Source organism: Chloroflexota bacterium (genome assembly GCA_014360805.1).
Lineage (GTDB): Bacteria > Chloroflexota > Anaerolineae > DTLA01 > DTLA01 > DTLA01.
This window is the reverse complement of the sequence record JACIWU010000009.1, coordinates 15,628-29,840: the sequence shown is the minus strand read 5'-3', so window position 1 is coordinate 29,840 and position 14,213 is coordinate 15,628. Positions and strand designations below refer to the sequence as shown.

Genomic DNA, 14,213 nt, shown 5'->3' with positions numbered 1-14,213 from the left:
AGGCGATGAATCCACGTCGCGCCCTGTTCTCGCCGAGGCGCGGCGAACCCAATAGTGGCTGCAGGCAATGGCGCGGCAGGGGCGGCGAGAGCCCCAGCGCCACAGAAATCCAAACAACAAGGAGGTTATGGGATGAGCGATTCTAACAAGGTGCTGGCGACGTTTTTCGGCGACAAGGATTTCCCCGTGGAGTGGGCAAGCGAAGAGGAAAAGCAACTATTCTGGTTCTACGACGACACCCATTGCCCCTATCCCATCTCCCCCATGTACTTCTCCATCGGAGGGTGGTGGGGGCCGACCTGTGAGTACATGTACCGCCGCTTCGGCGCGCCCTTCGGCAAGGCCTGGATCGGCAAGAAGATCAACGGGTACGTGTACAGCGCCATTGTGCCGCGCGACCCCGAAGAGGCAGCCAAGATCGCGCCCTACTACATGATGGTTATGCCGACCTACGCCAAGGAGTTCACCAAGTGGTGGGAAGAGCGCTATCTGCCCGAGGTCAAGCGCAACTTTGAGTACCTGGACACCTTCCCGACCGAGACCGCAACCCTCCCCGAACTCATGATCTTCCTGGAGGAAGCCCTGGACATCCAGGAGCGGCACTTCCGCCTGCACTGGATTCTGAACCTGGCGCAGTTCCAGGCGTCGCTGGACTTCCAGGCGGCGGTCGGGGAAGTCATCGGCCAGGTGGATCCGGCGCTCATGGGGCGCATCCTCATTTCGGTCAAGGACCGGAACTGGGACTCCATTGAGAACCTGTGGCGGCTGAAGGAGAAGGTCAAGGCGGATGCCGACCTCAAGGCAGCCTTCACGAAAGGCGAGACCGCCTCGGCCATCATCCCGCTTCTGGAGAAGACCGCCAAAGGCAAAGCCTTCCTGGATGAGGTCCGCGCGTATGCCAAAGAGTACGGCATGAAGCCTCTGCACACCCACGAGTACATCAACAAACTGTGGGTGGAGGACATCACGCCCATCGTGGAGACCATCAACGGCTACCTGGCAACCGATTACAACTTCCCTGCGGCGTACAAGGCCATCGTGGACGATCAGGCGAGGGCGATGGACGAACTGCGCGCCATGATTCCGGCCACCGCGACCGAAGAGCAGCGGAAGAAGGTTGAGGATGCGATGGCCCTGGCGGTGAAGATGATGCCGCTGACTCCCGACCATCACTTCTACTTTGACCAGGGCACGTATGCGCGCATGCGCCTGGTGCTCCTGGCCATCGGGCGGCACCTGAAGAAGATCGGCCTGCTGGATGATCCCGAGGATGTGTTCTACCTGGAGTACGAGCAACTGCGCTGGTACGTCGCCAACCCGAAGACCGAGAGCAATCCGAACGGGTTTGACGGCAAGACGGTCATCAAGCAGAACCGCCGCGCCCGCGAAGAGGCCTGGAAGGTGCGCCCGCGCGACTGGGTAGGCACGGCTACGCAGTGGTCCATGTACGAGGAGCCGTACCACACCCTGTGGGGCTGGCCGCAGAAGTTTGAGCGCGAGAAGGAAGCGGCGGCTCCGAAGGGCGTCGTCAAGGGCTTGGCGGCTGCGGCTGGCGTGGCCGAAGGGACGGCGCACGTCGTGATGGGCCCGGAGGACTTTGACAAGGTCAAGAAGGGCGAGATCATGGTGTGCGTGATGACCAACCCCGCGTGGGTCGTGGTCTTCACCAAGATCGCCGCGGTGGTGTGCGACGCCGGCGGCGTGCTGGCTCACCCGGCGGTGGTGGCGCGCGAGTTCGGCATCCCGGCGGTGGTGGGCACCTCTGTGGGCACGCGCACCATCAAGACGGGCGACCGCATCCGCGTGAACGGCAACACGGGCGTCGTGGAGATACTCGGCTAGGCCCGCGACGTTGCCCGGCCTGGGAATGGCCTGGGATGAGTGGCGGGTCTGGGGATTGTGCTCCAGGCCCGCCGCTTTGCCTGTTTTGACATGGCGCATAGACTCTTGGTTGGGAGGTCTGGAACAGCATGGAACGGTTGAAAGGCGGCTACAGCGGCGTGGCGCTGTGGCTGGATTTGACGGCGGGAGTGGTGCGGAAGGAGGCCCTGGATGAGGGCCTGGCGCTGGGCTACATTGGCGGGCGCGGGTTCACCTCGCGCCTGCAGTACGACCTGATTGAGCCTGCGGTGGACCCCCTGGGGCCCGACAATGTGCTGATCATTGCGCCGGGGGTGCTCACGGGGACGACGGCCCCATCGTCGGGCCGGTTCACCCTGGGCGGGCGGTCTCCGCTCACGGGAATCCTCGGCGACGCGAATTCGGGCGGGATGTGGGGCGCGGTGCTCCGTCGGGCCGGCTACGACATGATCGTCATACAGGGCCAGTCGCGGCAGCCGGTATACCTCTGGATTGACAACGAGCACGTGGAACTGCGCGACGCGCGGCACCTGTGGGGCAAGGATACGCACGAGACCGAGCGGCTGATTCGCGACGAGATGGGCAAGACCGCCAGCGTGGCCTGCATCGGGCAGGCGGGCGAGAACCTGGTCAAACTCGCCGGGTTCATCGCGGACGGCGAGCACGCGGCGGCCCGCACGGGCCTTGGCGCGGTGCTCGGCTCCAAGCGGCTCAAGGCCATCGCCGTGCGCGGCACGAGGGGAGTGCCCATCTACGATCCGCCGCGTTTCAAGGAACTCTCGGACGAACTCACCGAGTTGCTCAAGCAGGACAAGCGCAGCGGCGTGGAACTGCCCACATATGGGACGACGGCGCTCTTGCGGCACCACATGGCACTGGGCGGGCTGAACACGCGCAACTTCCAGTCGGGCGTGTTTGAGGGCGCCGACCAGATTGACGGCGATGCGCTGAACGAGCGGTACCTGGTGCGGCCCACGGCCTGCTACCGCTGCCCTTGCAAGTGCGACCGCTACAGCGAGGTGCACGATGGCGAATTCGCGGGCGTGGCGGTGGGCGGGCCGGAGTACAGCACGCTGGTGGCGTTCGGCTCGGCGGTGGGCAACAGCAACCTGGCTGCCATCCTCAAGGCGAACGACATGTGCAACCGCTACGGCCTGGACACCATTGAGACGGGCAACCTCATCGCCTTCGCCATGGAGTTGTACCAGCGCGGCATCCTGACGCGGGAGCAGGCCGATGGGCTTGATCTCACGTGGGGGAATTACCATGCCGTGCTGGAGATGATAGACCGCATTGCGTTCCGGCAGGGGTTTGGCGACTTGCTGGCGGAGGGGATCGCGCAGGCGGCGCAGGAGATCGGCCATGGGGCGGAGCGGTACGCCGTGCACGTGAAGGGCATGACGCCGCCGCCGCTGGACCCGCGCGCCGTCAAGGTATACAACTTCCGCTACGCGGTGGCATCACGGGGGGCCGACCATCTGCGCATCTCCGCGCCCGGGGCCTACGGGCTGGATGCCCTGCCGCCGGACGAGGCCGCCGCCAAGTTGAAACTCTGGGAGAGCATCGTTACCATTCCGGACCTCATGGGCGTTTGCAAGTTCCCCTACTCGTACTACGCCGAGACGCCCGATTTGACGCTTCGGAAGATGCTGACTATCGTACCGGGTCTATATTCGGCAGCGACGGGGCTGGAGGTTACCGGCGACGATTTGCTCCGCGTGGCCGAGCGCGTGGCCAACGTGGAGCGCGCCCACAACGCGCGGCTGGGCGTTGGCGCGAAGGACGATACGCTTCCGCCGCGCTTCACCGAAGACGTGATGCCGGAGGGCCCCGCAGAGGGCAGGGTGTACGACATCCTGGACGCGCTCAAACCGGCGTGGTACAGGGCGCACGGCTGGGATGTGGAGACCGGCCTTCCGACCCGCGCCACGCTGGAGGCGTTGGGCCTGGCCGACATCGCCGACGACCTGGAACGCCGGGGTGTCCTGTCGGCTTGAGGCATCCGCGCGGACATGCGATCACCTGTTTTGGAGGCGACATGGTAAAACTCATTGATCTCAGTATGGAAGTCAGCAAGGATATGGTGGTTTTTCCCAGGGTTGCGCCGCCCATCATGGCGATGCTGGAGAGTTGGGAGGAGTTTGCCACCAACATCGGCGCGGCGAAGTACGGCGCGACCTGGCTTACGGCCCACTACGTCGTCGTCTTGGGCGACCACGTGGGCACGCACGTGGATTCGCTGCGGCACATGCGGAGCGACGCGCCCGGCCCCGAGGGCATCCCGCTGGAGTATTGCTACGGCGACGGCGTGGTGCTGGACTTCAGCGACAAGCCGGTTGGCTACGGCATCACGCCGGAGGACTGCGAGGCCGAACTGAAGCGCATCGGCTACCGCCTGAAGCCGCTGGACATCGTGCTGGTGAAAACCGGCGCTTCTCGGTACAATACCGAGATGCGCTACCTCACCGACCACTGCGGTATGACGGGCGAGTCCACCGAGTGGCTGCTGGACCAGGGCATCAAGATGGTGGGGATTGACGCGCCGACATGGGACCGCCCGGTGCGGTCCATGTTTGAGACGAAGCAATTCTGGCCGGCGCACGTGGTTATGCTGCACCGCGAGTACTATCATCTGGAGAACCTGGCGAACCTGGACGCCATCCCGAAGCCCTTCGGGTTCAAGGTGTCGGTTTTGCCCATCAAGTGGAAGGGCACGACGGCAGCGCCGGTGCGCGCCGTGGCCATCTTGGACGAATAACCCGCACCGGCATGTTCGGGGCGCAGGGGAATGGGTATCGTTCTGCTGCGCCCTTTTTCGCGCGATGAGGGATTGGAATGCCCAGGTTCGTGGCGATTCTGGCGTCTTTGGACACGAAGAGCGAAGAGGCGGCTTTCCTGCGCGACATCGTCCGCGCCGAAGGCGGCGAACCGCTGGTGGTGGACACGGGCGTGCTGGGCCAGCCGGGGATTGAGGCCGACGTTCCGCGCGAGGAGGTGGCGCAGGCCGCGGGCACGACGTTGGACGCCATCATCCGCGAGGGAGATAAGGCGCGCGCGTTGGTGGCGATGGCCGACGGCGCGAGCCGCATCCTGTTGCGCATGCTGGCGGAGGGGCGGCTGGGCGGCGTGCTGTCCGTCGGCGGGTCGCGCGGCACCGCGCTGGGAACCCGCGTGATGCAGGCGCTGCCCGTCGGCATCCCCAAACTCATGGTGTCCACGATGGCCAGCGGCCCAACCCCATTCGGGCCGTATGTGGGGACCAAGGACATCACGCTGATGCATTCGGTGGCCGACATCAGCGGGGTGAACTCGGTAACCCGGCCGATCTTCGCCAACGCGGCGCGGGCCATCGCCGCCATGAGCCGCGCGGCTGCGCCGGTGGCGAAGGCCAAATCGCGGGTGCTGGCGGCTACGATGCTCGGCGCGTCCACTCCGCTCGTGGAGCGCATTCGGCAGGCGATGACTTCGCCCGAAAGCGAGGTCATCGCGTTTCATGCGGTGGGCACGGGCGGTCGGGCCATGGAGGAACTGGTCGCCCAGGGCCTCATGGACGGCGTGTTTGACGTAAGCCCCACCGAACTTCTGGCGCATCTGGCGGGCGGGCCGTACAGCGCCGGCCCGGAGCGGATGCGCGCCGCGGGCGAACGTGGCATTCCCCAGGTGGTGGCCCCGGGCGCGCTGGACTTCATCATTGAGGGGCCGCCCGACGCGCTCCCGCGCCGCTACGCGGGCCGCAAGACCATGCGCCACACGCCGACTATCACCCTCGTGCGCTCATCGCCCGATGAGATGCGCGCCGCGGCGCGGCTTATCGCCGAACGGCTGGCCGAGTCGCGCGGCCCGGCGGCGCTGATTCTCCCGCTGCGGGGGTTCAGCGCTTTCTCCACCGAGGGCCAGCCGCTGCACGACCCGGACTCGGACAGGGCTTTCGCGGAGGAAATCCGCGCGTCCGTGCCCGCCAGGGTTGAGGTTGTGGAACTGGACGCCGCGCTCAACGATCCTGACGTAGCCGAGACCGCCGTGCGACTGATGCGGAGCATGTTGCGCGTGTAATGCGGCGCGGCTTTGCCTTGGGCCTGCCGTTGTGGTACCCTGTGAAAAACGCGCCGGGGAGGGAGTGATGGCAAGGAAGATTGCGATTATCGGGACCCTGGACACCAAAGGGCCTGAGGTGGCCTACATCCGCGACTTGATTCGGGCGCGCGGGCGGGACACCATCGTGATAGATCCGGGCGTTTTGGGCCGCCCTACCATCCCCGCCGACGTTACGCGGGAGGAAGTGGCCAAGGCGGGAGGGCGCGACCTGCCTTCGCTCATCGCGGCGGGCGACAAGGGCGAGGCGATGCGGGTGATGACAGAGGGCACGACGGCCATCCTGGCGCGCCTTTACGCCGAGGGGCAGGTGGGCGGAGCCATCGCGGTGGGCGGCGGCCAGGGGACGGCCATCGGCGCCACGGCCATGCAGGCGCTGCCCATCGGCGTGCCGAAGGTGATGGTCTCCACCATCGCCAGCGGCCGCAACATCTTTGAGCCGTATGTGGGCACCACCGACATGACCCTGATGCACTCGGTGGCCGACATCCTGGGCGTGAACGCGGTAACGCGGCGGGTGTTCGGCAACGCTGCGGCGGCTGTGGTGGCGATGGCCGACGCCAACGAAGCGGTGCAGGATTCGGGCAAGGTTACCATCGGCGTTACCATGCTGGGACTGACGACGCCGTGCGTGTTGCGCGCCAAGGAGCACCTGGAGGCATGGGGCTATGAGGTCGTGGGGTTCCATGCCAATGGTACGGGCGGGCGCTGCCTGGAGCGCCTGGTGCGAGAGGGGCTTGTCCGGGGGGTGATGGACATCAGCACGCAGGAACTCACCGGGCACGTGTGTCGCGGGCTGTTTGACGCCGGCCCCGAGCGGATGACGGCCGCGGCCGAATTGGGGCTTCCCCTGGTGGCGACGCCGGCGGGCACCGATTACATCGTGCTCGGGCCGCTGTCGTCCCTGTCCGAGGAGCACAAGGCGCGCCCGCTGATCATCCACAATCCCAACATTACCCTGGTGCGGACGGCGCGCTCCGAGATGGCGGAGGTCGGGCGGCTCATGGCGCGGCGGCTCAACGCGGCCAAAGGCCCGGCGGCGGTACTCATCCCGATGGGCGGGTTCAGTTTCTCGGACAGGCCCGGCCACGCGTTCTATGACCCCGACGCCGACGCGGCGCTGGTGGAGGCGCTGGAGGCTGCCCTCAATCCGAATGTGGAACTTCACAAGATTGACGCGCATGTCAATGACGAGGCGTTCGCCGATGCCGTCGCCGAGAAGATGCGGGCGTTTATGGAGGGGTAGCGATGGATGAAGCCTGGCTTCGCGCCGCCGAGGAGTTCGCTCGCGTGTCCAGGCGCGTGTGGGAGCGCGGGCTGGTCGCGGGGAGCGGGGGCAACATCAGCCTGCGCATCGCGGGGACAGGGCTGGTGATGATCAAGCCGAGCGGCGTGGCGGCGCTGGACTGCGGGCCGGAAGATCTCATCGGGCTGGATTTGGACGGGCATATTGTCGTTGGCAAGGGCAAGCCCAGCAAGGACACCAACTTCCACCTGGGCATCTACCGCGTGCGGGATGACGTACGCGGCATCGTCCACGCTCATGCGCCGTGGGCCATTGCCCTGGGGCTGTTGGGCGACGCGGAGTTGCCGTTGCTGACGACGCAGGCTGAGGCGAAACTGCGGCGGGTTCCCGTGCTACCCTTTGCGCCTTCCGAATCCGACGAGTTGGAGGCGTTGGTGGTGGGCGCGTACCGCGATCCCGATGTGGCGGCGGTGCTGCTGGCGCGCCACGGCCTGGTTGCCGCCGGGCCGACGCTGGCCGTGGCCGAGCAGATCGCCGAACTGGTGGAGGAGACGGCGCAGATTGCGCTCCTCGTGCGCATGGCGGGAGGCCGCTGACCGCGCGGTTACTCGCTGTCGTGGCCGGGGAACCAGTCCCGCAGGAAGGGGTACTCCCGAACCAGGTGCTTTACCGACTGCTCGCGGGGAGCAGGCTGGCCGACTTCGTAGGAGGCCAACGGCTGGGAGTCGGCCTGCACCGTCCTAAGAATCGGGTGCTGTTTGCGCTCCGGCCTTGCCATGCCCACCGAGGACAGGATGTCGGCCATTTGCTCCAAACTGGCCAAGTTGTGGCCCGGCAGGAAATCGTCTATGAAAGGCAGGGCGGCGACCATGCCGCGCTGGTCGGGCCGGAAGCCAGGCGTGCCCAGCAGGGGGTTGAGCCAGATGAGGCGGTGGCAGGACCGCTGCAGGCGCGCCACCTCGCGGCGCAGGAGGTCAATGTCGCCCCGATCCCAGCCGTCGCTGATGACCAGCACCACGGCGCCCGAACCCAGAACCCGCCGCGCCCATCGGAAATTGAACGCCTTGAGGGCCTCCCCGATGCGCGTGCCCCCGGACCAGTCCAGGACGGCCTTGCTCACCTCGTCCATGGATTCGTCCACGTCGCGGTGGCGCAGGTGGTGGGTGATGCGGGTGAGCCGCGTCCCAAAGACGAACGCCTCCACCGGCACGTCCTTCATGCCATGGGTGAGGGCGTGGACGAAATGCAAGAGCATGCGCGAGTAGCGCTCCATAGAGCCGCTGATGTCGCAGAGGATGACCAGCGGGCGCGGGCGGTGGATGCGCAAGCGGTAGGCGAGTTTCAGCGGCTCGCCTCCGCTGGACAGGTTGTCGCGCACGATGCTGCGGAGGTTCAGGCGGCCTTTGGAGCCTGTGTGGTATCGGCGGGTGCGGCGTTGCCCCAGTTTCCACTGCAAACTGGCAATGGCGCGCTTTGCCTCCTGGATTTCCTCCCAGGTCATCTCGTTGAAGTCCTTGTGGCGGAGCACCTCCGTGGGGCTGTAGGTGTGGGTGAACTTCTGGGCCGGCACCTGCTGGTCGCCGTCCTCCGGTTGGGTCCCCAATTCCGACGGCTCGTAGCGCACAGGGCCGGCGCGCAGGCCCTCCGCGGGGCGTTCGGGCAGGCGGGCGCGCTTGGGCTTGGCAGGCTTTGAGGGATCGTGCTTTTCCGGCTGCTGCATCTCCCAGAAAATGCGGAACGCCTGGTCAAACACGGGCAGGTCCTCGCGGCGATTGACGAGCAGCGCGCGGGCCGAGTAGTAGAAGGAATCGCGGTCGGTGATAGAGACGTAGCCCAGGGCCGTTACCAGATCCAGCATCTGGCTTAGGCTAACATTGACGCCCATGAGGCGCAACAGGCGCCCGAATTGGAGGATATGCGCCAGGAGATGGCCGCCGTTGGGGAGGTCTTCGGAGTCGCCGAGCCACTCGGCCAGGATATCCTCTGCGTAGTCCACGCTCATCGCATCTGTCTCGGGGTCATGCGGCAAGGGAACGCCGTGGGCTATCCGCCGCAAACGGGCGCTTCGTATCCCGCCTCGGGGTTGTATTCCGGCAGGCAGGGGTGCGGGGGCGCCATCTTCTTGTAGTCCGGCTCCTTGCCCTCGCTCCGGATCTGGGCGCGCAGGCGGGCGATCATCTTCTGGACGGGGCCATTGCGCACGGCCTCAATGTCGTCCTGATACTTCAGGAGCACGCCCAACGTGTCGTTGACGATGTCCTCATCCAGTTCGTGGGCGTCCAGCGTAACGAGGGCCTCGGCCCAGTCCAGCGTCTCGGCGATGCCCGGCACCTTGTACAAGTCCATGTGGCGGAGTTCCTGCACCAGGAGCACCAACTGCTGCGCCAGGTGGGAGGTTGCCTGCGGCACCTTGAGCATGACGATTTGATATTCCTTCTCGGCGGTAGGATAGTCTATCCAGTGGTAGATGCAGCGCCGCTTCAGGGCGTCGTGAATCTCGCGCGTGCGGTTGGACGTGATGATGACGATGGGCGGTTCCTTGGCGCGGATGGTGCCAATTTCGGGGATGGTGATCTGGTAGTCGCTCAGCAACTCCAGGAGGAACGCCTCAAACTCCGCGTCGGATCGGTCTAGTTCGTCAATGAGCAAGACAGGCGCTGTGCCGCGCTCGCTCAACTCAAAGGCTTGGAGCAGGGGCCGCTTGATGAGGTACTTCTCGCTGAACAGGTCTTGCTCCAGGTCGCCGCTGCACTTGCCATCCTGGGCTTCCAGCGCGCGGATGTGAAGTAACTGGCGCGTGTAGTTCCACTCGTAGATGGTGCTGTTGACATCCAGCCCCTCGTAGCACTGGAGCCGAATCAGGGGCCGGTCCAGCATGTCGGCCAGCGTCTTGGCGATCTGCGTCTTGCCGACGCCAGCCTCTCCTTCCAGCAGCAGCGGCTTGTGCAGTCGCAGCGTCAGGAAGAGCGAAGTCGCCAGCGCCTGGTCAGCGACATAGGCGTGCTCCAGAAGCGCCTGTTGCAAATCCTTGATGGTATAGAAGTCTTTTGCGGCCATGCTGTCCCTCGGTTCTATTTGTTGAGTGTTCTCGGATGGCGCTCGCCGCGGTGCAAATGCAAAGGCCGGGCAGTTCATCTTTAAGAGTATTATACTCTCAGAAGCAGGCAGCGTCAAGAAAGGTGCAAACGGTCTTTTCCACAACTCGGTCGGTGTTGGGGTCGCCTGTGCACGACAACGGGCGTAGGGCAGGTTTGCATACCTACCGCGTGCTCCAGCGGCTATGGAAAGCCGCCCCACGTGTTTGGGCATTGTGCCACCAGTCCATTGCGGGCGTACGGGGTTTGCATACCTGCCTCCTGCTTCCGGTCGGCGGGCGACAGTTGCGTTGATTGTGTGGCATTTGCGGCACGGTGCGGGTTGGTATATAATCGCGCTGGGTTGGGGAAGTGTCGGAACTGGCAGACGAGCGTGACTTAGGATCACGTGGAGCAATCCGTGAGAGTTCAAGTCTCTCCTTCCCCACCTGGGCGGCGCGACCTGACGCCGCATGGATCGGGCGGAAGTGGCTCAGCGGTAGAGCATCTCCTTGCCAAGGAGAGGGCCGCGGGTTCAAATCCCGTCTTCCGCTCCTTGCGTTGTCGGCTGCCAGGGCAAGAGGGCTTTGGTGGCACGGGCGACTCATGTTATAATCCGCGCGTTCTGGAAGGACGTTGCAGAAGGAGATAGCGATTTGAAATTCACGACGGAATCCCTTGAGAACTGCCAGGTGGCGCTTACGATAGAGGTGGAGCCAGAGCGCGTGCAGTCGGAGATGCAGAAGGCGGCGCGCCGCCTCGCGAGCCGGGGCCGCATCCCGGGCTATCGTAAAGGCAAGGCCCCCTACGCCGTGGTAGCCCGCCACTACGGCGAGGATGCGATCTTTGAGGAGATGCTGGACGGTTTCGCCGACGAGGCGCTGCGCGAGGCACTCAAGGAGACTGGGATCATGCCCTACGCTCCTGCGAGCCTGGTAGACGTAACGCGAGACCCCTTCACGCTGAAACTGTCCATCCCGTTGCCCCCGAAGGTGGACGTGGGCAACTACCGGGAGATTCGGAAGGAGTTCCCGGATATCTCCGTTACCGACGAGGAGGTCAACGAAGCCCTGGAGCGCATCCGCAAGGATCAAGGCTCGTGGGTGCCTGTGGACAGGGCGGCGGAAAAGGGCGACATGGTCTTCGTAACGTTTGCCGGTAGCGTGGACGGTTCGGCTGTGTTTGACGAGCCGGATGATTTTCCCCTTATCGTTGGCGAGCCGTATGGGGAGCCGCTGCCCGGCTTCAGCGAGCGGCTGGCGGGAGCCAAAGAGGGCGACGACCTGGAATTCACGGTGGACGTCCCCGAGGGTTACCCCAAACAGGAACTGGCCGGCAAGCCGTGCCAGTTTCGGGTGCACGTGCTCTCCGTGCGCGCGCTGGACCTTCCGCCGCTGGATGACGATCTGGCGAAGATGGTCGGCGACTACGAAACCCTGGACGCGCTACGGGCCAAGGTGCGCGAGGTGTTGTTGGAAGAGCATAAACGCCAAGCCGAGGAGCAGTTCGGCGATGACGTGCTGGACACGATTGTCGCCCAGAGCACCATCCAGTACCCGCCCACGATGCTGGAAGAGGAACTGGACTCCATGATGGAGAACATAGAAGCGCAGTTGAGGCGCGAGGGCCGCGATCTGGATTCCTATCTGAACCTCGCCGGGCAAACCCGCGAGGATTTCCGCGCCAGCCTGAAGCCGCGCGCGGAACGGAACTTGCACCGTGGACTGGTGCTGGCCGAGATAAGCCAACGGGAGAAGATTGAACCGGATCCCCAGGAGTTTGACGAGGCCTATGAGGAATTGAAGGAGTCCTACATGCGCGCAGGGTACCCGGAGGAGGTCGTGGAGCGGAGCAACCTGGGGGAAAGGCTCTTCGCGCACATGATGACGGAGAAGGTCATGGAGCGCATCCGAGAGATCGCGACCGGCCAGGCTCCCGAAGTTCCTGAAGAGCCGCCGGAAGATAAGAACTCGGACGCGGGCTGATTCGGAGGCTTTCATGGAAAACCTGATCCCCATGATCATTGAGAATACGGGGCGCGGCGAGCGTGCCTATGACATCTACTCGCTTCTGCTCAAGGAGCGGGTGATCTTCCTCGGCACGCCCATCAGCGACCAGGTGGCCAACCTCGTGGTGGCGCAGTTGCTGTATCTGGACCGCGAGGATCCGGACAAGGAGATTTCGCTGTACATCAATTGCCCGGGCGGGGCGATTTACGCCGGCCTCGCCATCTACGACACCATGCAGCAGGTGCGCGCGCCCATCTCCACCATCGCCGTGGGCTGGACGGCCAGCATGGGAACGGTGCTGCTGGCGGCGGGCACGAGGGGACGCCGCTATGCGCTGCCCAACGCGACGATCCACATGCATCCTGCTGGCGGCGGCATGCAGGGCTACGCGCCCGATGTGGAGATCGCCGCCAAAGAGTTGTTGCGGACGCAGGACTTGCTGCACCGCATCCTGGCCCGACACACAGGGCAGCCGCTGGAGCGCATCAAGCACGACTTTGACCGCGACTTCTTTATGGACGCCAATATGGCGAAAGATTACGGGATCATAGATGAAGTCTTGACGCCACCCTCCCTGAAGGCGGAGGAGCCAGCCCAGTCCGAGGAGTCCAAAGATGCCTAGACTCAGCCGGGCGGAAGAGGTCTGTTCGTTCTGTAGGCGCAGCCAGCACGAGGTGGATCGGCTCATCGCGGGGCCGGACGGGGTCTATATCTGCAATGATTGCGTGAACCTGTGCCGCGAAATCCTTGAGGCCGAGATGCTCCAGCCCAAGGAGACTCCCGCCGAGTTCATCCCCCAGCGCATCCCCAGCCCGCAGGAGATTTACCAGCGCCTGGACGAGTACGTGGTGGGCCAGGAGCGGGCCAAGAAAGTCCTGTCGGTCGCCGTGTACAATCACTACAAGCGCATCGCGTCGGGCGACGAGTGCTACGACGTGGAACTCCAGAAGAGCAACATCCTGCTCATCGGCCCGACCGGCTGCGGCAAGACGCTCCTCGCCCAGACCCTGGCGAAAATCCTGGACGTGCCTTTTTGCATCGCCGACGCCACCGCCCTCACCGAGGCGGGCTACGTGGGCGAGGACGTGGAGAATATCCTGCTGCGCCTGATTCAGGCGGCGGATTTTGACCTGGCCAAGGCGTCCAAGGGCATCGTGTACATTGACGAGATTGACAAGATCGCCCGCAAGAGCGGCGACAACCCCTCCATCACCCGCGACGTTTCGGGCGAGGGCGTGCAGCAGGCGCTGCTGAAGATCATAGAGGGGACGGTGGCGAACGTGCCGCCGCAGGGTGGCCGCAAGCACCCCCATCAGGAGTTCATCCAACTGGATACGCGCAATATCCTGTTCATCTGCGGCGGCGCTTTTGACGACCTGGATCGGATTATCGCCGAGCGCATCGGAGTCAAGGGCCAGGTTGGCTTCCCCAAGGGCGCCGAGGCGCGTCGCAAGACCGAGTGGACGGCCTCCGAGTTGCTGCGCCAGGTAACGCCGGACGACCTGCTGGCGTATGGCATGATCCCCGAGTTTGTCGGGCGCATGCCGGTTACCGTCAGCGTGGATCCCCTGGACGAGGACGCGCTGGTGGAAGTGCTCACCCGTCCCAAGAATGCCATCGTCAAGCAGTATCAGCGCCTGTTCGCCATGGACAAGGTGGAACTCACGTTCACCGAGGGGGCGTTGCGCGCGGCGGCCCGCGAGGCGATGAAGCATAAGACGGGGGCCCGCGGCCTTCGCACCATCATTGAAGAGGCGCTGCTGGATGTCATGTACGAGATTCCTTCGCGCCGCGACGTGCGCAAGGTCGTCGTGAACGAGGACACCATCTGCAAGCGTTCCAAACCGATCCTGGTAACCCAGTCCGACAGGGGCATCGTGGGCCTGGAAGAAACGGCCTAAATTGCTCCGTGGACGATCGCGATAAGGGGTG

The 14,213-nt window shown here is 64.7% G+C and carries 11 protein-coding genes and 2 tRNA genes; 11 read left to right on the top strand and 2 right to left on the bottom strand.

Features of this window, described 5'->3' with window-relative positions; translation table 11 throughout:
• Positions 1 to 132 precede the first annotated feature (132 nt).
• The 6 genes from H5T65_02730 to H5T65_02705 all read left to right on the top strand — a co-directional run bounded on the left by H5T65_02730 (position 133) and on the right by H5T65_02705 (position 7,794).
• On the top strand, positions 133 to 1,842 hold the full coding sequence (locus tag H5T65_02730) for a PEP-utilizing protein mobile subunit (GenBank protein ID MBC7258140.1): 1,710 nt from the start codon (positions 133 to 135) through the stop codon (positions 1,840 to 1,842).
• A gap of 128 nt (positions 1,843 to 1,970) precedes the next feature.
• Entirely contained in the window at positions 1,971 to 3,857 is a 1,887-nt protein-coding gene (locus H5T65_02725) for an aldehyde ferredoxin oxidoreductase family protein (GenBank protein MBC7258139.1), read from the top strand.
• Between the two features lie 41 nt (positions 3,858 to 3,898).
• Complete coding sequence (locus H5T65_02720) at positions 3,899 to 4,618, top strand: cyclase family protein (protein MBC7258138.1); 720 nt, start codon at positions 3,899 to 3,901, stop codon at positions 4,616 to 4,618.
• Positions 4,619 to 4,695: 77 nt separating this feature from the next.
• Positions 4,696 to 5,913, top strand: coding sequence for a Tm-1-like ATP-binding domain-containing protein (locus tag H5T65_02715; GenBank protein MBC7258137.1), 1,218 nt, complete (start codon positions 4,696 to 4,698; stop codon positions 5,911 to 5,913).
• Positions 5,914 to 5,980: 67 nt separating this feature from the next.
• On the top strand, positions 5,981 to 7,198 hold the full coding sequence (locus H5T65_02710; protein ID MBC7258136.1) for a Tm-1-like ATP-binding domain-containing protein: 1,218 nt from the start codon (positions 5,981 to 5,983) through the stop codon (positions 7,196 to 7,198).
• Between the two features lie 2 nt (positions 7,199 to 7,200).
• Positions 7,201 to 7,794 carry a class II aldolase/adducin family protein gene (locus H5T65_02705; GenBank protein MBC7258135.1) on the top strand — a complete coding sequence of 198 codons (594 nt, stop codon included), beginning with the start codon at positions 7,201 to 7,203 and terminating at the stop codon, positions 7,792 to 7,794.
• An 8-nt stretch (positions 7,795 to 7,802) separates the two neighbouring features.
• Here H5T65_02705 and H5T65_02700 read toward each other — a convergent pair whose 3' ends face one another.
• A complete protein-coding gene (locus tag H5T65_02700) occupies positions 7,803 to 9,200 on the bottom strand; it encodes a VWA domain-containing protein (protein ID MBC7258134.1) in 1,398 nt (465 codons plus the stop codon).
• A gap of 41 nt (positions 9,201 to 9,241) precedes the next feature.
• On the bottom strand, positions 9,242 to 10,255 hold the full coding sequence (locus H5T65_02695; protein ID MBC7258133.1) for a MoxR family ATPase: 1,014 nt from the start codon (positions 10,253 to 10,255) through the stop codon (positions 9,242 to 9,244).
• A gap of 383 nt (positions 10,256 to 10,638) precedes the next feature.
• Here H5T65_02695 and H5T65_02690 point away from each other — a divergent pair.
• The 5 genes from H5T65_02690 (at position 10,639) to clpX (ending at position 14,182) form a co-directional block, all read left to right on the top strand.
• Positions 10,639 to 10,720: transfer RNA gene (locus H5T65_02690), tRNA-Leu, on the top strand.
• Positions 10,721 to 10,754: 34 nt separating this feature from the next.
• A tRNA-Gly gene (locus H5T65_02685) sits at positions 10,755 to 10,826 on the top strand.
• Positions 10,827 to 10,928: 102 nt separating this feature from the next.
• The gene (gene tig, locus H5T65_02680) at positions 10,929 to 12,257 is read left to right on the top strand and encodes a trigger factor (GenBank protein MBC7258132.1); all 1,329 of its coding nucleotides are present in this window, start codon (positions 10,929 to 10,931) and stop codon (positions 12,255 to 12,257) included.
• Between the two features lie 13 nt (positions 12,258 to 12,270).
• Positions 12,271 to 12,903 carry an ATP-dependent Clp protease proteolytic subunit gene (locus H5T65_02675; GenBank protein ID MBC7258131.1) on the top strand — a complete coding sequence of 211 codons (633 nt, stop codon included), beginning with the start codon at positions 12,271 to 12,273 and terminating at the stop codon, positions 12,901 to 12,903.
• The gene (clpX, locus tag H5T65_02670; protein ID MBC7258130.1) at positions 12,896 to 14,182 is read left to right on the top strand and encodes an ATP-dependent Clp protease ATP-binding subunit ClpX; all 1,287 of its coding nucleotides are present in this window, start codon (positions 12,896 to 12,898) and stop codon (positions 14,180 to 14,182) included. The genes H5T65_02675 and clpX overlap by 8 nt, the downstream gene beginning before the upstream one ends.
• Positions 14,183 to 14,213: the final 31 nt, after the last annotated feature.